General features: G+C 33.5%; 20 protein-coding genes. All 20 read left to right on the top strand.

Annotated elements, in window-relative coordinates; genetic code table 11:
• The first annotated feature begins 11 nt into the window (after positions 1-11).
• The gene (locus KSX81_RS00190; protein WP_004302221.1) at positions 12-1,418 is read left to right on the top strand and encodes an undecaprenyl-phosphate glucose phosphotransferase; all 1,407 of its coding nucleotides are present in this window, start codon (positions 12-14) and stop codon (positions 1,416-1,418) included.
• A 193-nt stretch (positions 1,419-1,611) separates the two neighbouring features.
• On the top strand, positions 1,612-3,141 hold the full coding sequence (locus KSX81_RS00185; protein WP_004302222.1) for a lipopolysaccharide biosynthesis protein: 1,530 nt from the start codon (positions 1,612-1,614) through the stop codon (positions 3,139-3,141).
• 4 nt (positions 3,142-3,145) lie between these two features.
• Positions 3,146-4,687, top strand: a complete 1,542-nt coding sequence (locus KSX81_RS00180) for a hypothetical protein (protein WP_004302223.1) — start codon at positions 3,146-3,148, stop codon at positions 4,685-4,687.
• The gene (locus KSX81_RS00175; protein ID WP_004302224.1) at positions 4,680-5,834 is read left to right on the top strand and encodes a Coenzyme F420 hydrogenase/dehydrogenase, beta subunit C-terminal domain; all 1,155 of its coding nucleotides are present in this window, start codon (positions 4,680-4,682) and stop codon (positions 5,832-5,834) included. Before KSX81_RS00180 ends, KSX81_RS00175 begins: the two co-directional genes overlap by 8 nt.
• A gap of 24 nt (positions 5,835-5,858) precedes the next feature.
• Positions 5,859-6,185: an SDR family oxidoreductase gene (locus tag KSX81_RS00170; RefSeq protein ID WP_004302225.1), complete on the top strand. Its 327-nt coding sequence runs from the start codon at positions 5,859-5,861 to the stop codon at positions 6,183-6,185.
• Between the two features lie 11 nt (positions 6,186-6,196).
• Positions 6,197-6,799, top strand: coding sequence for a hypothetical protein (locus KSX81_RS00165; RefSeq protein ID WP_004319825.1), 603 nt, complete (start codon positions 6,197-6,199; stop codon positions 6,797-6,799).
• Positions 6,800-6,802: 3 nt separating this feature from the next.
• The gene (locus tag KSX81_RS00160) at positions 6,803-7,747 is read left to right on the top strand and encodes a hypothetical protein (RefSeq protein WP_004319823.1); all 945 of its coding nucleotides are present in this window, start codon (positions 6,803-6,805) and stop codon (positions 7,745-7,747) included.
• Between the two features lie 44 nt (positions 7,748-7,791).
• Entirely contained in the window at positions 7,792-8,919 is a 1,128-nt protein-coding gene (locus KSX81_RS00155; protein ID WP_217725655.1) for a polysaccharide pyruvyl transferase family protein, read from the top strand.
• Between the two features lie 105 nt (positions 8,920-9,024).
• A complete protein-coding gene (locus tag KSX81_RS00150) occupies positions 9,025-10,167 on the top strand; it encodes a glycosyltransferase (protein ID WP_004302230.1) in 1,143 nt (380 codons plus the stop codon).
• Positions 10,168-10,201: 34 nt separating this feature from the next.
• Positions 10,202-11,380 (top strand): glycosyltransferase family 4 protein, encoded by a 1,179-nt coding sequence (locus tag KSX81_RS00145; protein ID WP_004302231.1) that lies wholly within the window; start codon positions 10,202-10,204, stop codon positions 11,378-11,380.
• 1 nt (position 11,381) lies between these two features.
• Positions 11,382-12,635 (top strand): protoporphyrinogen/coproporphyrinogen oxidase, encoded by a 1,254-nt coding sequence (locus tag KSX81_RS00140; RefSeq protein WP_004302232.1) that lies wholly within the window; start codon positions 11,382-11,384, stop codon positions 12,633-12,635.
• A gap of 1 nt (position 12,636) precedes the next feature.
• On the top strand, positions 12,637-13,497 hold the full coding sequence (locus tag KSX81_RS00135) for an alpha-1,2-fucosyltransferase (RefSeq protein WP_004302233.1): 861 nt from the start codon (positions 12,637-12,639) through the stop codon (positions 13,495-13,497).
• A gap of 25 nt (positions 13,498-13,522) precedes the next feature.
• Positions 13,523-14,704 (top strand): hypothetical protein, encoded by a 1,182-nt coding sequence (locus KSX81_RS00130; protein ID WP_004302234.1) that lies wholly within the window; start codon positions 13,523-13,525, stop codon positions 14,702-14,704.
• Positions 14,701-15,417: an acyltransferase gene (locus KSX81_RS00125; RefSeq protein ID WP_004302235.1), complete on the top strand. Its 717-nt coding sequence runs from the start codon at positions 14,701-14,703 to the stop codon at positions 15,415-15,417. The genes KSX81_RS00130 and KSX81_RS00125 overlap by 4 nt, the downstream gene beginning before the upstream one ends.
• 4 nt (positions 15,418-15,421) lie before the next feature.
• Complete coding sequence (locus tag KSX81_RS00120) at positions 15,422-16,639, top strand: glycosyltransferase (RefSeq protein ID WP_004302236.1); 1,218 nt, start codon at positions 15,422-15,424, stop codon at positions 16,637-16,639.
• A gap of 53 nt (positions 16,640-16,692) precedes the next feature.
• Positions 16,693-17,751 (top strand): dehydrogenase, encoded by a 1,059-nt coding sequence (locus KSX81_RS00115; RefSeq protein ID WP_004302237.1) that lies wholly within the window; start codon positions 16,693-16,695, stop codon positions 17,749-17,751.
• An 8-nt stretch (positions 17,752-17,759) separates the two neighbouring features.
• Positions 17,760-18,419, top strand: a complete 660-nt coding sequence (locus tag KSX81_RS00110) for an SIS domain-containing protein (RefSeq protein ID WP_004302238.1) — start codon at positions 17,760-17,762, stop codon at positions 18,417-18,419.
• A gap of 17 nt (positions 18,420-18,436) precedes the next feature.
• Positions 18,437-19,747, top strand: a complete 1,311-nt coding sequence (locus KSX81_RS00105) for an HAD-IIIA family hydrolase (RefSeq protein ID WP_004302239.1) — start codon at positions 18,437-18,439, stop codon at positions 19,745-19,747.
• Between the two features lie 10 nt (positions 19,748-19,757).
• The gene (locus KSX81_RS00100) at positions 19,758-20,882 is read left to right on the top strand and encodes a glycosyltransferase family 4 protein (RefSeq protein ID WP_004302240.1); all 1,125 of its coding nucleotides are present in this window, start codon (positions 19,758-19,760) and stop codon (positions 20,880-20,882) included.
• Positions 20,879-21,898 (top strand): NAD-dependent epimerase/dehydratase family protein, encoded by a 1,020-nt coding sequence (locus KSX81_RS00095; protein WP_004302241.1) that lies wholly within the window; start codon positions 20,879-20,881, stop codon positions 21,896-21,898. The genes KSX81_RS00100 and KSX81_RS00095 overlap by 4 nt, the downstream gene beginning before the upstream one ends.
• Positions 21,899-22,174 lie beyond the last annotated feature (276 nt).

The raw sequence follows: 22,174 nt of genomic DNA, 5'->3' as shown, positions 1-22,174 counted from the left end.
ATAACGTGATAATGGCATCAACTAACCAGATAAATAAAGTCGTAGAGCTGATTGTAGTTTTGGGAGATCTGATCATCCTGAACTTCTGTTTATTCCTGCTTCTTTTCTATTGGGAAAAAGCATTCAATTCTTTGCCTTTTTCTTGTACTGCTTCTTTGATGATGACTTCGCTTAGTCTCTGCTACTTAGCCTGTTCGGCATCTCGTGGAAGAGCCTGGAATAGCAGAGAAATTCGTGCCGACCAGCTTGTGTTACGTGTTTTGAAGAATGTCATAACCTTTTCGGTCTTTTGGGCTTGTATCATGGCTTTTAGTGGAATATCTATAATCTCTCCACTCTTTTTTGTTCTTTATTTTTTCATACTCTTTGTTATTCTAAGCATCTATCGTATCATAATTCGTCATTTGCTGATTAGTTATTGTGCGAAGGGTAAACACAAACGCTATGCTGTTTTTATAGGCGGAGGTAATAATATGCAGATGTTATATGAGGAAATGGAGAGTTCTTTGGCATCTATTTATGAAGTTGTAGGTTATTTCGATATTAAACCTAATGATGTTTTTTCCTCCCAATGTTCTTATTGTGGTAGTCCTGATGGTTTCTCTGAATTTATGTCCGGACACACAGGAATCAAGCATGTTTTTTGTTCTTTGTCAATGGAGGAGGGACGTTATAATTTTTCTATCATGAATTATTGTGAGAACCATTTGCTTTATTTTCATGGCGTTCCTAATATATGTAAGGGTTTTCCCCGACGTATTTGGCATAGCATGGTGGGTAATATGCCGATTTTGAATTTGCGGTACGAACCGCTTAGCAAAATGGAGAATCGTTTATTAAAGCGTATTTTCGATATAGTATTATCAGGTCTTTTTTTAGTTACTATTTTCCCGTTTATTTATCTTATTGTGGGAATTATCATAAAATTGACTTCTCCCGGTCCTATATTTTTTAAACAAATGCGAACCGGTTTGAATGGCAGGGAATTCAAATGCTATAAATTTCGTTCCATGCTGGTGAATGAAGAGGCTGATCGCAAGCAGGCAACAGCAGATGATCCGCGAAAGACCCGATTTGGAGATTTTCTTCGCCGTTCTAATATTGATGAGCTTCCGCAATTTATTAATGTATTCAAAGGTGAAATGTCGTTAGTCGGTCCCCGTCCCCACATGTTGGCTCATACGGAGGTCTACACACAATTGATTGATAAATATATGGTGCGCCATTTCATTAAACCCGGGATAACGGGTTGGGCGCAAACGAACGGATTCCGTGGTGAAACTAAAGAACTGTCACAGATGGAAGGTCGTGTGAAGGCTGACATTTGGTATATGGAGCATTGGACATTACTGCTTGATTTATATATCATTTATAAGACCATATTGAATATCGTTGTTGGTGAAAAGAATGCGTATTAGGGACAATGGTGCAATCTGTTTGTCTTTAAAAAATAATTTGTTTAATGAGAATATTATTACTGAATTGTCTATATCAGTTATTGTGGTATAATAATTCGATTTTTAATAAATAAATTAAAGTGGGGTACGAGTCTTTTTTAGTCAGAATGGCATAACACGAAGAGTATTTTCTTTAATTATCCTAACTGTTTTTATGCAAACATCCATCAATAATAAGCACATTGTCAAGAACACTGCGTACCTTTATGTACGATTAGTTGTATCCCTTGCTATAGGTCTGTTTACAAGCCGTATTATACTTTCCGCATTAGGAGTTTCTGACTATGGTATTTATAATATTGTGGGTGGATTCGTGTCGATGCTTTCACTTTTTACGATTTCATTAAGTGGTGCAACTTCCCGTTTTATCACTTTTGAATTAGGACGCGGAGATATGGAGCGTATGAAGAAGACATTTGCTACGCTTTCCACACTTGTCTACTTGCTAGCAGTTATAGTATTAATATTGGGTGAGACAGTCGGGTTATGGTTTGTTAAGGAATATCTTGTAATACCAGATGAGCGATGGAAGGCGGCGCTTTTTGTATATCATTGTTCTCTGTTGGCATTTATTGTTAATCTAATTGCATTGCCATATAATTCATGTGTTATTGCACATGAGAAGATGAACTTTTTTGCAATTGTTAGTGTATTAGACTCTGTATTGAAATTAGGGATAGTATATATGCTATATATATCACCTTTTGATCGTTTGAGAACTTATGCTGTATTGTTGGTTGCAATTGGTGTTATCATTCGTATAATATATATAATATATTGCAAACATACTTTTGAGGAGGCAAAAGTAAAGTGGGGTATTGATAAGAATATATTCAAAGATATTTTTTCCTATTCTGCATGGATAACTATTGGAGCTAGTTCCGCTATTTTTAAAGAGCAAGGTGTGAACGTGCTTGTCAATATGTTTTTCGGAGTATTGTTTAATGCTGCTAGAGGTATTAGTATGCAAGTCTATGGTGTAGTTAGTCAGTTCTCTTATAGTATCGGCCAAGCTATCACGCCGCAGATTACTAAGGAGTATGCAGTTGGGAATCTGCCACGTGCTATCAGTCTGACTTTTATATTGGCCAAGGTGCAAGGTATACTAATAATGACTTTGTCACTTCCTCTTTTATTGGAAACAAATTATGTACTAGGTTTATGGTTAGGAGAATTTCCTGATTATACGGTCGCTTTTATGCAATGGGCACTGATACTTTGCTATACTCGAACCTTGGAAGATACTCATGGTACACTCTATTTGGCAACGGGTAATGTCAAGTGCTTGCAGATTATAGGAGGAGGATTGATGTTGCTCAATATTCCTATTGATTATGTCTTTCTCAAACAGGGTTTCGAACCGATAATTACAATGATTATAGGTGCTGTTTTAGAAGTTGTGACAATGTTTGTTGCGTTCATGTATCTAAAGAAAATTGTGAAATTTCCTATACTATGTTTTTACAGAGAAGCTGTTCTTCCGCAATTGGTAGTATGCGGGCTTTCTTTAATTTTTCCTCTTCTGATATTATCTTTCTGGAAAGAGGCGTGTTTTCTGCGCTTTTGTTTGGTCAGTATCGTATCTGTATTTATGACAATTGGTTTGAGCTATTTGATTGTATTGAACATAAAAGAGAAAAACTTAATAATTGAAATAATAAAAAGTAAATTAAAAGGAAAATAGAAGGATGACATTTATTAATAAGATAAATAGAAAATTGCATACTCTGAGCGAAATTCGTGAGAGTAAGTATGTATTGAAGCAGATTGCCAATTACTTGTTGAACTTGGATGTACATATACTCTATGTACAACTTCCAAAAAGTAATAAAATTAAGGGACTTACAGAATTTGAACAAGAGCGTATAAAAAATTGGTGTTTCGATTTTAATAAATACAAAAAGGAGTTATCCAAGCTGAAGATGCTTTATGGCGAGGATATTACTCAGGAATATATACTTTCTGTTTTTGATGGTGGAGTAGTGGTAGATGGAGCAAAACGTAAAGTACTTCTTGATTTCCAGAGTGAACATCAGCACATAATTAATGGTCGTCGTATTACTGTTGGCCAACCTAAAAGATATCACAACACTATTTATACTCATGGAGCTTGTACGTGGCGTGGCACAGGCGTTGAAGATCAAGAAACTATAGCTTCATTTCTACAACAATTGATAAACATAGACTATCCATTGGCTTATCGCATTGTTAACAGTGCAATAGGTAGGGGGAGCAATATTAGGGATGATTTCGAAATGATTAAAGAACAAACATATTTTCCAGGAGATATTGTGATTCTTGGTTCTCATGGTGCTATAATGAATATTGGGCGTAGTTTCTTTGAGAAAATAGGAATTGTTTATCTTACAACATCGTCATTGTTTAACCGTCCACATAATTACGGCGAATGGTTTAATGATACAGTACTTCATACTAATAAACGAGGAAATAAAGTTCTAGCTGATGCCATTTATAAAGTTCTTAATGAAATGAAGTGGCTTACTTCTGGAGTTTTAATTGAAGAACATAAAAAACGGATATTGGGGAATAATAAATCTCTTACTAAGGGTGAACGTATTTATGGTGATAATCCTGAATTATTAAAATATATTGATTTGTTGCGGCAATACAAGCAAGGTGATGCAGAATCTAATATTGGTTGTATTGTGATGAACTGTAATCCGTTTACACTTGGACATCGTTATTTGATAGAATATGCTTCTTTGCGAGTGGACTATCTTTATATATTTGTGGTAGAAGAGAACCGCTCTTATTTTACATTTGATGATCGATTTGATCTTGTTTGTAAAGGTACAGCTGATTTGAAAAATGTTAGAGTGCTGCCTAGTGGGAACTTTATTATTTCCGCTATTACGTTTCCTGGTTATTTTTATAAGGACAATTTGAAGGAGGCGAAAATTGATTGTTCAAATGATCTTAACGTCTTTGCACAATATATTGCTCCAGCTTTGAATATAAAGAATCGTTTTGCAGGCGAAGAACCTTTGGATCCTGTCACCAATCAATATAATATGGCTATGGCAGAGATTTTGCCTCAATATGGTATACAATTTCATGTAATCCCTCGTAAAATAGAAGGGAAGGAGGTGATTAGTGCTTCTCGTGTTCGTCGTTACTTTGAAGCAGGTAAACTAGATGAAATAAAGGAGATTGTTCCGAATGCCACTTATAATTATCTAGTCAACCGATATAATAAAGAGCATGATTGAAATTAAGGATAAAAGTCAGTGTACAGGTTGTACAGCTTGTGCTAATGTTTGTACTCATCGTTTCATCACAATGTGTTTTGATGATGAAGGGCATTCTTATCCTTTGGTCGATACAGCTAATTGTGTGAATTGTGGCTTATGTGAGAAAGTTTGTCCTATGTTACATCAAGATGAGTTACCTAAAGATTATGATCTTGACCAACTTTCTGTTTATGCAGTTTACAATAAGGATGAGGTTATTCGAAACAGCAGTACATCTGGGGGGATTTTTACACTTCTTGCTGACTATGTTATAGATAAGGGAGGTATAGTTTATGCCGCTCGTTTTGATGAATACTATCATATTTATCATACATCGGTTGAATGTAAGGAGGAATTGCAAGCTTTTCGTGGAAGTAAGTATGCTCAAAGTGATTTGTCTGATGTTTTTTCTCAAATAAAACTCCAGTTGAGGAATGAACGCTATGTCTTGTTTGTTGGTACTCCTTGTCAGGTTGCAGGATTGAAAAGTTTTTTAATTAAGGAATATGATAAGCTTTATACCTGTGATTTTATTTGTATGTGTATATCTTCACCTAAGATATGGGAGGAATATCTTTCTGAGTATTGGGATAAGAATACTATTAAACGTATTGTATTTAAGGATAAACGTATAGGTTGGCATAGTTGGCGAATGTTGATTGAGGACGATAAGGGGGAGCATTTTTATCGAGGAATAGAAAATCCTTTTTTTTGTAGTTACTTGCAACATATAACTAATCGTCCCTCCTGTTTTTCTTGCCCATTCCGTCATATTCGTAGGGTGAGTGATATCACTATTGCAGATTGCTGGGGGATTGATAAAGTTAATAAAGAATTTGATGATGATAAAGGTTGTACTACAATGATACTTCAGTCACAAAAAGGTGTAGAAGTATTTAATTCTATAAAAGAGAAATTAGTTATTTCAAGTTATAATATAGGTTCAGTTATACAATACAATCCATACATTGTGAAACCAATAGAAAAAGCACCGGAATGTGATATCTTTTATCAGACTTATCGAGTATTGGGAATTCGAGCTGCGTTTGAAGAAATAAAGAGGCTTAATCACCCCTCGTTAATAAAGAAAATTATAAAAAAAATGAAAGGTGTATTTGAAGTATGAAGTTTACATTTAGACATCAGTGTTATGAATTATCCTTTTGGAAGAAAATTATTCCATATAGATTGCGTCCTTTTAGTAATTAAATGGGCATTGTATTCATTCACAAAGTCTTATGGGCAGAAGTGTTTTAATGAGGGAAAGAATATTAAAGTTAATGGTCTATGTCCTGGTCCAGTCAAGACATCGATGACAGTTAGCGAGAATTCTTCTCTATTACGTGGCGATATACCCAATAAACGAATAGGACTTCCTGAAGAAATAGCCGAATTAGCTTTAATGATAGTATACAGTTCAATGTATGGTATGAATGGACATATTATAGTGTGTGACGGTGGTGAGACATTAATATAAAAACATGTACGATGAAGGAGATTTCTTTGAATGTAGAAAATTATAATGAACATTTGTTTCATTATCCTTGTATAAATCCTATTGGAAAATATCTTGAAAATAAAATTGTTTGGGTATTAAACGACAATGAGAGTAATACTAAATATCTACGGTCCATAGTGGAGGCCGGTGCAAAAATTGAAAATATTTTAGAAATAGATCTTCTATGTAGTGTATTCACTCCTGAAATAGCTATTGTCTTTCCTCCAAAGCAATTAACGGATAATGTTCCTAGTGGTGATACACAAGAAGAATATTATCGTATTATGGAACATTATATACATTTTTCTCAGATGATGGTACATAGGATGAGTGACCAACCTACTACTTTCAATCATCTTCTTTTTGTCCTTCCACCATATGCCGATGAATATTCATGTGAGTTAGATAGAATGGCTTATTATGCTATCACTGGACTTGTAGCTGGGCTGGGTAAGATGTATGCTCCTAGAAGTATATTTGTAAATAGTGTAATACTGAATGATAATTTAGACATATTTTTAGTGTCCGACTGGATTGCTTATTTAGTGTCGGATAATTCAAATAATATTGTAGGTCAAAATATAAAACTATAATTTATGATTGCCTTTATATTGATTGTAACAGTAAATTTGATATTACTTTTAGTGGTCAATTACTACTATACTCATGTAGTAGTTCGTAACACACAGGAATATCACATAAAGCAAGTGGAACAAGGACAGTGGGATGCATTGGCCTTCGGCTCTGCCTATTGCCGTTTTGGTATAGATTTTTCTGGAACCGATATGAACGGTTATAATTTAGGTTTTGCTTCCCAGTTCTTCTATTATACCGATAAAATGTTACGTCAAAATGCTCGCTTTACGAAACGAGGTGGGCACATATTTTTAATATGTGCCCACCTCTGCTTTGCAGAGGTCGGCACAGGTTTATATGATGCAGATCGCTATATTAAGTTTCTTAAAAAAGAGTATCTTGGTTCGGAATATTCTTATTGGAAATATTTTAAGGAGGTTATTTTTCCTATATTTTTCCATCCCAAACGGACTGTAAGAGATATTTGGCATTCACTTAATAGACGTTTTGTTGATATGTATTCCTATAACCAAAATCCCCATGACGAACTGCAAGTGGATAAAGATGCTGAGAGGCGTTGTGCTGATTGGTGCTCTCAATTTGGTTTGAAAGATACTTTAACTGATGAAATCACTGATACTCTTGCTGATAAATTCAAGCAAACGAGTAAAATTCTAGAAGGTATGATAGATTTTTGTATTTCTCAAGGGTTACGTCCTATATTGGTATGTACTCCTATTAGTCACCATATGAATTTACGTCTTAGTGATCGATTTTTGGATAAAGTTCTTTTTTCTAATATTCGTAATGCCAATAAAGCTAATATTCCATTCCTAGACTATACCCGTGATGCTAGATTTCAAGATATTAAGTATTATTTTAATGCTGATATGATGAATGTTATAGGACGTAGGAAGTTTACAAAAATTTTGGTAGAAGATGTGAGAAAGCTGCGAAATGACTAAATTAATTATATAAAATTTCATATTTCTGAAAAAGAAGTATTATTATGAAGATAGGAATCTTGACATTTCATTATGCTCATAACTATGGGGCTATGTTACAAGCTTACGCACTTAGTACGTGGTTGAATAATAATGGATACGATGCTGTAATTATTGATTATCGATTACCTTTTATTTATGACAATCATCGAAAGTTTACATTTAGGCAGTTTGTAAAATATTATAGATCTAATAATAATTTGTTGTTTTCATTTTTGAAAGCTGCGAAGAATTATCGTACTCATAGAAATTTTTGTCGAATGGTCAAATGGACTCGTTTTGAAGACTTTTTAAATAATATACTGAGGAAAACAGATTATATTGAATCTATAGAACAGATTAATCAGCTGGGCTTGGACACAATTATTTGTGGTAGTGATCAAATATGGAATGAAAAGTTAACGGGAGGGTATATCCCTTTATATTTTGCCGAGGGTATTAAAAAGAGTATTAATAGAATTTCATATGCAGCTAGTACTGGAGATAATAGTGTAGAAAGCGACAAAGTTCATTGTTTTTGTAGTTTGTTGACTAATTTCGATCATATATCAGTTCGAGAAAAGGGGTTATCTGATTTTATGAATTTGAAGGGGGTAACTAACCAGTTAGTCCTTGATCCTATTTTTTTATTGGAAGATGTTCAATGGAAAAAAATAGAAAGGCTTCCGATAGAATCAGATTATGTAATGACTTATTCTTTTGGTGAGACTCCTCACTTTTTTGAAAAGGCACAGGATATATCTCGGCGTTTGAATAAGAAAATGATATGTTTCTTATTCTCTCCTCATAAAAATATACCAAAATCGGCAATACAGTACTATAGTGGCGGTCCGCAAGAATTTCTAGGTTATTTCAGTAAAGCTTCTTTTGTTATTACTAATTCTTTTCATGGTACTGCTTTTTCGATATTATATAAAAAACAATTTATTTGTATTCCTCCTCAACGAGGACGTGAGCGGACTGATTCTATATTAAGCTTATTAGGATTATGTGGAAGAATCATTGAAGATTATCAAGCTATAGGTGAATTGCGCCCTATAGACTATAAACAAGTTTATAGCACACTGGAACTGCTCCGTAATCAATCAAAATCTTACTTGGAAAAATCATTGCAGTTAGGAGGGGATAAGTGATTGTTTATGATTGAAAGAATGATGAAAATGTTTTGCAAATAATTTATGTTGTTAAATGTCTGTTTTGTGATCAATGTGTTTTTTGATAAAAAATGATTTTATCCTATGAATGTACTTTTTGTTGAAGAATCGTTGGATCCCTCGTTAGGAGGAATAGAACGAGTTACTTATTGCTTGTCTAAATATCTTACGAAAAGGGGTATTGGTTGTTATTTTATTTATTATCAAAATGATTATCCTAAAATCGAAAAGCAATATAAGCTGAAAGTAGATTTAAAACGGCAGGGTTGCAAAGAATTTAAAATCGAGGTTCTTTCTTTTGTTGAAAAGAATGAGATTGACGTAGTTATTAATCAAGATCAGTATCATTGGCGTTTAGAAATGATATATAGGGAATTGATAAATATTGGTAGTTGTAAAATTATTAATTGTTTTCATTTATCTCCTGACTATTTTAAATATAACAAACTGACCATAAAAGGAAAACTGAAAAATGTTGTTTATAAGCTTTTTACAGGTTATACGCCTGATGTTTATGTGAGGAAAAAAAATTACGAATTATGCGATCGTTTTGTGCTTTTATCCCAAAACTTCATGAACGATTTTATAAATCTTTATGGAGTGACTGATACTCATAAATTGATTTCTATTTCTAATCCTCTATCCTTTGATGAGAGTTTGGATATAAATGTTATTTCACAGAAAAAAAAGCAGGTTTTAATTATTTCTAGGTTGCAAGAAAGTCATAAAAATATTTGTTCTGCATTGCGTATATGGAAACGTATTGAGGATTATCAAATATTTGATTGGAAGTTAGTATTGGCTGGTTACGGGAGAGATGAGAAGTTGATTTTGGATTATATGAGCCAGCTTGAGTTGAAAAATGTTTGTTATGTAGGGAGGAGTAAGAATCCTCAAAAGTTATATCAAGAGTCGAAGATATTTATGATGACTTCTAATTTTGAAGGATTTGGAATGACCTTGACCGAAGCCTTACAAAATGCTTGTGTTCCTTTTGTTTTTAATACTTTTAGTTCTTTGCACGATATCATAGAGAGTGATTATAACGGTTTTATTATTCCGGCAAAAGACGAAATTTTATATGCAACAAAGATGATTGAATTTATGCAAGGGAAAAATCAAGATAAATACGCAGTTCAAGCTTTAGAGAGTAGTCGAAAATTTAGTATTGAAAATATAGGTTTGCAATGGATACATCTATTGAATGAACTTGTTGGATATAAGTAGAGATTTAAAGTTAAATGAAATTGAATGATAAATAATGAAACATCTTCTTCTAACAACAGATGACTATTATCCAAGAACTGGGGGAGTGCCAGCTGTAAGTCGATATCTTTGTGAAGGATTAGCACAAAAAGGGTATAAAGTAACAGTGGTAACTATTAAATATGGTTCATTACTTGCTAGAGAATCTTTTAATGGCGTTGATATTGTGAGATTTGAAATACATACTACTAGACTGAAATTTATATCAGGGGAAATTACAGAGTTTAAAAATTATATTCAACAGGCTAATGTAGATATACTTGTAAATGAATGTCCGGAGGCATTGACCTCTCGATGTCTATATCCTATTTTAGTAGATTTGAAAGATGTTATTAAAATACTGCACGTTCATGGTTTTGGTGGCCTTTTTCAATATCCATTAAAATTTGAAAGAAACAAATTATTAGATTCTTTAGGCAGGATATTGAAAGCTTTTAAATATCGCTTATTTTATTTTGTCTATTTGAGAAAATATCTGTCTTTATATGATTTATGTCTTTGTCTATCAGAAGTTGATAGTAGTAAAAAGACTTTGGAAAAATATGCTAAAAGGGTAAAAATCTTAAGGAATGCAGCGGATGATGTTTTTTTTAGGAATTTCAACCGTGAGAATCCGCTTTTTAAATATGTCCAGCTAGCTAATAAACGTTATTGTCTGAGCATTGCAAATTATTTTCCTTATAAAAATCAAAAAGGAATTTTACTAGAATTCTATAAATCTGTAAATGATGATATCTCAATTATATTTATAGGGAAGGGGTCTTTAGAATATCTCACAGAATTAATAGCTTATAATTTAGAATTAGAAAAGATTTATGGTAAAAAAGATGTGTTCTTTTTATCTGAAGTTGCTCGAGAAGATATTCCGGATATATTGTCAAATGCAACTTTATATTTGGTAGGAAGTCTTTTTGAAGAATTTTCTATTTCGATTATTGAGGCAATGGCAAAAGGAGTTCCATTTGTGAGTACCAATGTTGGAAATACAAGATTGTTGCCAGGAGGCATTATTGTTGAATCAATATCTCAGATGCATAAAAGTATAGATCTTTTATTAAATAATACTGAACTATATAAAGAATACTCACGTCAAGGTAGAGCTTATGCTATGCAAAATTGTCGAACGGAATATGCTGTGGATCAATTGGAAAAATATATTCAAGATTTAATGTAAGATGAAAAAAATTGTAGTTATTGGGGCTGGAGTCTCGGGTTTATCTATTGCACGTCTATTAGTTGATGGTGGAAACAAAGTAACTGTTATTGAAAAAGAGGATAAACCTGGTGGTTTGATCAAGTGTGATAATATAAATGGATGTTTGTATCATAAAGTGGGGGGACATGTATTTAATACCAAGCGGAAAGATGTATTGGAATGGTTTGAGAGTATCTTTGATAAAGAAAAGGATTTCTCAAAAGCAGATCGGAATTCCGTTGTTTCTATGCCGGATCGTAGATTAATTAATTATCCAGTAGAAAATCATGCTTATCAATTTACACCAGTTTTGTTAGACGAATTTATCGATAATTTGCAGGGGATGATTAAAAATGGGGATACAAAAGGTGAACCTACCAATTTTGCAGAATTTTTATATTTTCGTTTTGGAGCAATGCTTTATAGAGAGTATTTTCAACCCTATAATGAGAAAATATGGAAAAGAGACTTAACAACGGTTCCTTTGTCTTGGTTGGAAGGTAAACTCCCCATGCCAACTTTAAAAGAAATATTATATAATAATTTTATTCATTTAGAAGAGAAGAATTTTGTCCATAGTACTTTTTTCTATCCTCGATATGGCGGATCCCAATTTTTGGCTAATAAGTTGGCGGAAGAATTGGATATACGATATAATACACAAGTGGTTAGTCTAGAGAAAAGAAATGAATGTTGGTTGGTTAATAATGATTGTTTTGATCAGGTCATATTTTGTGGTAATATAAAAGATTTACCTGTACTTCTTAATAATGTAGTGGATATTTCAAGTTTTGAATCTATGATTGAGAAGTTGGAATATCATGGGACAACATCAGTTTTCTGTGAAATAGAGAAAAATCCATATAGCTGGATTTATTTACCATCAAGAGAGTATCAGGCACATCGTATTATATGTACAGGAAACTTTTCAGAAGCAAATAATACACCTGGGGTATTGACTGGTGTTGTAGAATTTACAGATCATATTTCTAAGGAAGATATTTTAAAAAATCTAGAAAAAATTCCTTTTTCTCCACGGTATCTTACTCATACTTATACAAAATATACTTATCCTATTCAAGATACTTTAACCAGAGAGATGATACTAAACTTGAAGAATATTTTAGAGAAGCAAGGACTTTATTTGTTAGGGCGATTTGCTGAATGGGAATATTATAATATGGATGCTGCAATGGGGGCGGCAATAGATATGTTTAATTCAAAATTGAAATAATATGATAGTTGTATATTCAAATGCGGGATTGGCAAATAGAATGTTTCATTATGCTTTATATAAAGCATTAGAAGTAAAAGGTATTGATGTCTATTTTGATGAAAAGAGCTATGTACCTGAATGGTCTTTTGAAACAACGACTTTGATGGATGTTTTTCCAAATATTCAATATCGTGAGTCTTTGCAATTTAAAAGAGCTTCTAAAAAAACGTTTTTAGATAAGATTGTAATACACTGTTCTAATTTATTTGGGGGGAGATATTATGTAAACTATCGATTTAAATATGATGATAAACTCTTTACTAAGTTAGAAACAAATCAAGATTTGTGTTTAATAGGTTTGTGGCAATCGGAAAAATATTTTATGGATGTGCGACAAGAAATACAAAAATGTTTTCAATATAGAAGTTTTGTGGATGATAAGAATGTGAAAACTGCTCAACAAATGCTGTCTGAAAATTCTGTCGCTATTCATGTGCGGAAAGGAGCAGATTATCAACAAAATAGAATATGGAAAAATACTTGTACGATAGATTATTATAGATTGGCTATAGACTATATACGTATGCATGTTCAAAATCCAGTTTTTTATGTGTTTACTGATAATAAAGACTGGGTAATTGAGAATTTTACTGATTTAGACTATACATTATGTGATTGGAATCCAACTTCTGGAAAACAAAATTATTTAGATATGCAATTGATGTCTTGCGCAAAACATAATGTTATAGCTAATAGTACGTATAGTTGGTGGGGAGCATGGCTAAATGAAAATTCAGATAAAATAGTAATAGCACCCAAACGTTGGTTTAATAAAATAGTAACACCGGATATTTTGCCAGAACAATGGATTAAGATATGATAAGTATAGAATGTAATATCATTTTATGAGAATAAATTTTGTTTCTTTCAGTCAATGGCTGATATTATGTGGTATAGTATGTGGAAAATATGGAGAGGTTATAATGCTGATTCTCTTTTTTTTCTTATTACTAACGTTCAAAAAGGGGCAAATATACAATTGTAAGGGAATTATTGTTTTTTTCTTTCTTTTGGGTTCATATACAATACCTCTATTATTATTCAATGGATATTCTCTAGCAAAGTTTATTCAACAGTATACTCTTCTTTTTTTCTGTGTGTTTATATATCGACAATTTTTTATATTGAATCGCACCAATTTAGATGCTTTATGGAATAAATATATACGTATCTCTTACTATGTCTCTGTCTTGGGAATCATTCAATTCATTATATGTTTGTTTATTGGTATAGATATATTTCCGAATGCATTTGTTCCAGATGGGAGAGTTATGCGTATTCATTCGATTTTTCAAGAGGCAGGGAATTTGGGGACATTCTTAATACCAGCAGTGGCGTATATTGTTTTTTCTCGGAATTTTTTTTTGACTCATATTCGTCTCTCTCTTATTGTATTAGTCGTTGAGTTATTAACATTTACAACTATTGCTTATACTGCTTTTCTCTTGATATTTGTAACTTGGTGTTATACATCTTTTAAATCTATACGTTATTTACTTATGGGTATAGTTGTTTTTGTGTTTTATTCGTTTATAACTTCTACACAGGTGTTGTCGGATAATGGAAATGATCTATTTTTAGTAATGAAAACAAAATTTATTCAAACGATTCCAAAAGCTGATAATTTTTCTCCTAATGATTTTGAAATGCTAAATTTAAGCTCTTATTCTATTTTATCTAATTTGTGGGTTGCTTCTCAAGCACCTATGCGGATGACAGGTACGGGATTGGGCAGTCATGAACTAAATTATGAACGTGTATATCAATCAGACGATCCAAAGTATGGTTCTAATAAAACTGATGCTTATTCTTTGTTGATTAGAATTTATTCAGAATTTGGCTACTTAGGACTATTCTTGTTTTTTGTTTTTCTCATTAAATTTTATAACCCTGCAAATGTAATGAGTAAATGTATGATCTTTCTTTTTATAAGTATGGGAGTTAGAGGGGGGCATTATACTTTATATGGAGTTGTTTTCTTTTCTTTTTTCTATTACTATTTACATAAAAAATTACAGCTGAAATGAAACTATTTATAAGATCTGTGATGTTTTTTCTGTTGCCTTCATTTATTCTTAATTTTTTCTTTTTTAAAACCTTCAAAAAAAGAATAAAAATAGGGTTCTCAATTGTGCTAGTAAAAGATATATCTTTATTAGATGGTTGTAAGATTGGACATTTTAATTTCATTAAATGTCCTTGCCTTAAAATGTCCGAGAGTGCAATGATCGGAAATTTAAACTTTATTAGAGGTAATTTTAGTTTGGAATTGAGAGAAGAATCAATGATTTATATGCAAAATAAAATTACTTCTTCAGGTTACTCTTTTCATGATGTTACTTTTGTATTAGGAAAATATGCTTCTATTCAAGTCGCTCATCTTTTTGATGTTACTGACAATATAAAAATAGGAGATAATACTCTTTTTGCTGGAGTTGGAACTCAAGTTTGGACTCATTCGTTCTATTTGGAAGACTCAGGAAAGGGGAGACACCGAATTGATGGTAGTGTTTCTATTGGAAATAATGTAAATATCAGTTCAAGATGTATTATATGCTGCGGGGTTAAAATTGCAGATTCTATAATTATTGGTGCAAACTCTTGTATATCTAAAGATTTAAAAAGTAAAGGATTGTATGTAAATCAGGAATTACGTTTCATTGAGTTTGATCCAGCAGAGAAAATGTCTTCTATGATTTGTCAGAAATCTATTGGTAAACTAAATATTTATAAAAAATAATAGTATGTTAGGCACAGTAGTGATAGTTAACGATTATGCTTACGTCAATGGAGGCGCAGGTTGGGTTGCGTTATCAACGGCAAAAGCTTTAAAAAAAAAAGGATATCGAGTTATATTATTTTCTGGAGTAGGTCCTATAGATGTCGGGCTTGTAGAACTTGGGATAGAGGTTGTCTGCTTGGGTATATCTGATATTTTACACGAAAAGAATAGACTGTATGCTTTTTGTCAAGGTTTATGGAATAAGAAAGCATATAATCTATTTTTAAATTTATTGAGTGCACTAAATAATAAAGAAACGATTATCCATTTTCACTCATGGAGTAAGTCTTTATCTCCCTCTGTTTTATATGCTACCAATAAGATGGGGTTTCATTCAGTTCTAACACTACATGATTTTTTTCTATATTGTCCTAATGGTGGTTTTTTTAATTATCAGAAGCAAAAGATTTGTTCTCTTAATCCTTTAAGTTTATCTTGTCTAGTATGTAATTGTGATGCAAGAAGTTATTCGCAAAAAGTTTGGAGGTGTATAAGGCAGTTCATTCAAAATAGAGTAGTTCGAAAGATGAATAATTTAACATGTATTTCTATATCAGATTTATCTTCTCGAATTTTTAATGAAAGTGATTGGCATGAGAAAGTTAGTAATATTCGAATAAATAATCCAATAGAGACAAAATTTACAACTGAATATGTATCAATAGAAAAAAATGAAACATATTTATTTATTGCTCGTCTTTCCTTAGAAAAAGGATTAGATTTATTTTGTGATGCTATATCTCAGTTAGGATTGAAAGGTTGTGTGTTAGGTGATGGCTATCTACTAGAGAGCTATCGACAGAAATATCCTACTATAGAATTTGCGGGTTGGGTATCAGGTGAAGATAAAAAATATTATTATCAAAGTGCTAAGGCTTTTATTTTTACGTCTAGATGGTATGAAACTTTTGGCTTGGTTGTTGCAGAAATGAAATCTTATGGTATTCCATGTATTGTCCCAGATAGGTGTGCAGCTAGTGAACAAATAGAGGAAGGAAAGACTGGTTACATATTTGAGAGTGGAAATTTAGAATCATTGAAAGAGTGTATTTGTAAATATGAGCAAACTGATATAATTAAACTTCAAAATAATATTTTAGATATATCTACTTCACAAAAATATTCAATGGAGGAGCATATTAAAGTGTTATTAAATGTTTATGAAGGAATTTTATTGTAAGGACTTACAGAATTTTGTATTTGTAAAATGACCATAACAAAACATATTCTAAAATGAAAATAAGAAGTAAAGCTCCATTACGTTTAGGTTTAGCTGGTGGCGGTTCGGATGTTTCACCATATAGTGATATTTATGGAGGGCTGATATTGAATGCAACTATTAATCTCTATGCATATTGTACCATAGAAGAAACGAATGACAACAAAATCGTAATCAATTCATATGATGTGTGTTGCCATAAAATCTATCCATTAGCAAAATGTTTGGATATTGATGGTGAAGCGAGTCTTGTCAAAGGTGTTTATAATAGAATAATGAGAGATTACGGTCTTGATGCGAAGTCTTTCAAAATTACAACCTATAACGATGCGCCGGCAGGTTCGGGTCTTGGCACGTCGTCAACAATGGTCGTATGTGTGTTGAAGGCATTTGTGGAATGGTTTAGCTTACCTCTTGGGGATTATGAGTTGTCTCGTCTTGCGTATGAAATTGAGCGTAAAGATTTAGGGTTATCTGGAGGTAGGCAGGATCAGTATGCTGCTGCATTTGGAGGGTTTAACTATATGGAGTTTCTTCAGAATGATCTGGTTATTGTTAACCCTTTGAAAATAAAACGGTGGATAATAGATGAACTTGAAGCTTCTATGATTCTTTATTTTACTGGTGCTTCTCGTAGTAGTGCCGCTATAATTGATGAGCAGAAGAAAAATACTTCGCAAGGTAATAGTGCCGCAATAGAAGCTATGCATAGAATAAAGCAGAGTGCGAGGGATATGAAACTTGCTCTTTTAAAAGGCGATATAGATAGTTTTGCAGATATACTTCGTGAGGGCTGGGAGAATAAAAAGAAAATGGCATCTCATATAACGAATCCTGTAATCCAAGAAGTAATGGATGTGGCTATGGAAGCTGGTGCAAAAGCAGGTAAAATATCTGGTGCTGGCGGTGGCGGATTTATAATGTTTATTGTTGAGCCGACTCGTAAGAAAGAGGTTATTGAGGCTCTTAAAAAAATGAGTGGCTTTGTTATGCCGTTCCAGTTTAGTGACGGAGGTGCTCACGGCTGGAAAATTTATTCTACAGATAACGTGCATTCGATGAATAATTTATAGTATAACCGATGAAAATTTTAGAAACAAGACTATACCAATACATAGACCTTCTTATTTTGAGATACCCTCAATTGATTGTTGCTAAGGATTGTATTGTTGAAGCGTATCAAATCCTTGAGGAGTCTTATACTAATGATGGAAAACTTTTAGTGGCAGGAAATGGTGGCTCTGCTGCTGATGCGGAACATATCGTTGGGGAATTGATGAAGGGCTTTGTTAATCCTAGAAAATTGGAAGCGGAGTATTCGGATGCATTGATTACTGTTAATAAAGAGCTGGGGAGAGTGTTGAGTGAGAATCTACAGGGTGCGCTCCCTGCTATTGCTTTAGATGGTCATTTAGCTCTAACTACTGCATATCTGAACGACTGTGAACCTTTACTTTGTTTTGCACAGCAAGTAAATGGATATGGAAGGAAAAGTGATGTGTTTCTTGGTATTTCTACTTCCGGGAATAGTAGAAATATACTGTATGCAGCGACTGTTGCAAAAGCTAAAGGGATGAAAGTAATTGGACTGACGGGTGAGAAAGATAGTAAATTATCAGAGATATCTGATACCTGTATTCAAGTTCCGGAGACAGAAACCTATAAGATACAGGAATTACATTTGCCTGTTTATCATTGCCTCTGTCTGATGCTGGAAGATACGTTTTTTGGAAAAGAATAATTTTTAGAATTAAATATATGAAGGTAGTAATAATGGCTGGTGGAAAAGGTACCCGTATTGCAACAGTTGCGGCTGATATACCTAAACCCATGATTAAAATATGTGGTAAACCTATCCTTGAACATCAGATAGAGAATCTTAAAGTTTGTGGACTCACCGATATTATTCTTGTTATAGGTCACTTGGGAGAAGTTATTCAGGAATATTTTGGAGATGGGGCAAAATGGGGAGTAAATATAGAGTATTTTGTAGAAGAACATCCACTGGGGACCGCTGGAGCATTGTTTATGATGCCACAATTGACAGACGATTTCTTATTGCTTTGTGGCGATGTTATAATAGATGTGAATTTCAACCGTTTTATTGCATTTCACAAGGCACATAAGGCATGGGCTAGTTTAATATCTCATCCTAACGGGCATCCTTATGATAGTTCTTTGTTGGTGACAGAGATTATGTCGCCAAAGGAGGTGGGAGGTATGCCGGAAGATACTCATAAAGTAATCCGCTGGATGAATAAAGAGGATGAGAGATTATACTATAAGAACAGAGTGAATGCTGGAGTCGAAATTGTTTCTCCTGAACTTCTAAAAGAAACAATGAAGAATTTTACTCCTCGTCACCCTGAGAATCCCAACAAGATAGATTTAGATCGTGATGTGCTGAAACCTAATATCAAAAGTGGTAGAATATATGCTTATGATACCCCTGAATATGTTAAAGATATGGGTACTCCTGATCGTTTTCATGAGGCTGAAACTGATATGTTGAAAGGGTTGGTATATGCAAGAAATCTCAAAAATAAGCAGAAAGCTATATTTCTTGATAGAGATGGAACGATAAATAAATTGGCAGGGTTTGTTACCAATCCGGAGCAGTTTGAACTGATACAGGATGTGACGGATGCAATTAAATTAATAAATAAATCAGGCTATCTGGCTATTGTTGTAACTAATCAGCCTGTGATTGCTCGTGGTGATTGTACTTTTGAAGAATTGCAGACTATTCATGACAAAATGGAAACGGAACTTGGGAAAAAGGGGGCTTTTGTTGATGCAATATATGTATGTCCTCATCACACGGACAAGGGGTTTGAAGGTGAACGACCTGAATATAAGTGTGACTGTAATTGTAGGAAACCGAAGCCGGGACTATTTTTACAGGCAGCTAAAGACTTTAATATAAATTTGTCACAATCCTATATGATAGGTGATAGTGATAGTGATATAGAAGCCGGTCAGAATGCCGGGGTACAGAAATCATTAAAAATAGGGACTAGTGAAGGAAAAACGTTATTGGATCTCGTAAATCTCGTCTTGTCATATTAAAGTTTTCTTAATGAAGAAAAGAGTTCTACAAATATCAAATTACTATACACCGCATATAGGTGGTATAGAACAAACATGCCAGTACTTATCTGAAGGTTTGAAAGATGAATATGAAGTAAAAGTTATTTGTTTCAGTGAGGATAAAGAAACAAAAGTTCAAGAAACCAATGGGATTCAAATAATAAAACCGGGAGTTTTTCTTAGTGTAGCTAGGCAAGATTTGTCTTTTTCATATTGGGGCCATTTATATAAGGTTATTAAAACGTGGAAGCCGGATGTGATTCATTTTCATTATCCTAATCCTTTTGTAACAGCACTTCTTCTTCCCATTATACCAAGAACCACGAAATTATATGTACAATGGCATCTTGATATAACAAAGCAAAAGAAGATATATCCTTTTATTAAGCCTTTTGAAACAATATTGCTAAAAAGAGCGGATCTGATTGCACCTACATCACCTAATTATCGCGATTCGTCCAAAACTTTATTCCCATTTAGAAATAAAACAACTATTCTTCCAAGTGCTATAGATATTCAAAAGTTAAATGTAAATACTGGAGATATAGAAATCATACAAAGAATAAAAGATAAAGCGAAAGGGCGAAAAATTGTTTTCTTTATTGGCAGGCATGTTCTTCATAAAGGAATCCAGGATTTGATTGAGGCTGAACAGCTGATAAAGAATGATTGCTATATTTTTATAGGAGGAGTGGGACCAATAACTGATGAAATGAAAGCTATTTGTAAATCAAATAGGGTTGAATTTGTGGGTAGACTATCCGATCAGGAGAAGAAATGTTATTATCATGCAGCTGACATTTTTGCATTTCCTTCTTATACAAAAGCAGAAGGTTTTGGCTTGACATTAGCAGAAGCAATGTATTGTAATGCTGTTCCTGTAACATATACGATAGAAGGCTCGGGAGTTAATTGGGTATCACTTCATGAAGTTACGGGTTTAGAGGTCCCCAATAGGAATGTTGCAGAATATGCTAAGGCGATAGATGAATTGTTGTCAGATGATAAAAAAAGAAATGATTTCGCGGAGACGGCTCATCAACGGATTGTCGAAAATTTCACCATTGAGAAAGAAATCTTGAATTTAAAAAAACAATATAAGGAATTACTATGAATTATATAATAATAGGTGGCACGGGGTTTATTGGTACACATCTTACAATTTTAATAAAACAACAGTATCCTGATGCTCAAGTATACAATCTTGATATTGTGAAGCCCGGTACTCCATTACTTACCGTAAAAAACTATGTGAGTCCACTGAAAGAAGAGCAGGTATTGCAGTCTGTATTTGTAGAGTGTGATGTCCGCAAGTCTATAGAACACCTTACTTTTACTCCCACTTCCGAAGACGTCATCTTTAACTTTGCAGCCGTTCATCGTACTCCGGGGCATCCGGATCAGGCTTATTTTGAGACGAATATTCGTGGTGCAGAGAATGTATGCGCTTTTGCAGAGAAGTTCGGAATAAAGAAAATAGTTTTTACCAGTTCCATAGCTCCTTATGGTGCAGCAGAAGATTTGAAAACAGAAGATACGCTTCCCACACCGAACACGCCTTATGGAATTTCTAAGTTAGTGGCTGAAAAAATACATACGATTTGGCAGGCAAAAAGGTCGAACGAACGACAACTTACTATTGTTCGTCCGGGTGTGGTATTCGGTAAAGGGGAAAATGGTAACTTTACCCGTTTGTATTGGGGGATCCGTGGTGGTAAGTTCTTCTATCCGGGTCGTAAAGATACGATTAAAGCTTGCATTTATGTGAAAGAATTGGTTCGCTTTATGCTTTACCGGTTGGAGAATCATAGCGAAGGAGTAGAGTTATATAACTGTACATTTGAACCGGCTTTTACTATCGAGCAAATAGTAGAAACGATGAAAAAGGCTACGGGATTACAACGTACCATTGTCAAGGTGCCGGGAAGTCTTCTAATGACAGTTGCAAGTATTGTCGGTCCGTTAGGGGGAAAGGCACTAGGTATTTGTCCGGCTCGTGTGAAGAAGTTAATGATCTCTACTAATATATGTGGAAAGAAACTGGCTGATTCGGGGTATAAGTTTCATTATACATTTGAAGAAGCTATTAAGGATTGGTATAGAGATAATGATGGTCAGTGTTTGAGATGATTTTTCTTAAACAATTTGGGTATATATAATAAATGTTGAAAATGTTGAGATGTAATAAACACGTGAGTGTTTCGTATGTGAGATGAAGAAAAATGTAGGTCCCTAGCTTCATGCTGTTTACAGCATGAAGCTCCTACATTGTGGATTAGAAATAGCGCGACGGCGCATTTCTAATCTACGCCCTGACATCGGAGGTTAAAGCCGATGTGAATTTCCCACTATATCAACTGTCTGTGAAGATCGTTGATATTTCCTGATTTTACGTATAGTGATGTA

Source organism: Bacteroides sp. MSK.18.37 (assembly GCF_019129155.2).
Classification (GTDB): Bacteria; Bacteroidota; Bacteroidia; order Bacteroidales; family Bacteroidaceae; genus Bacteroides; species Bacteroides ovatus.
The sequence above is the reverse complement of the archived record's forward strand: the minus strand, read 5'-3'. Positions and strand labels throughout refer to the sequence as shown.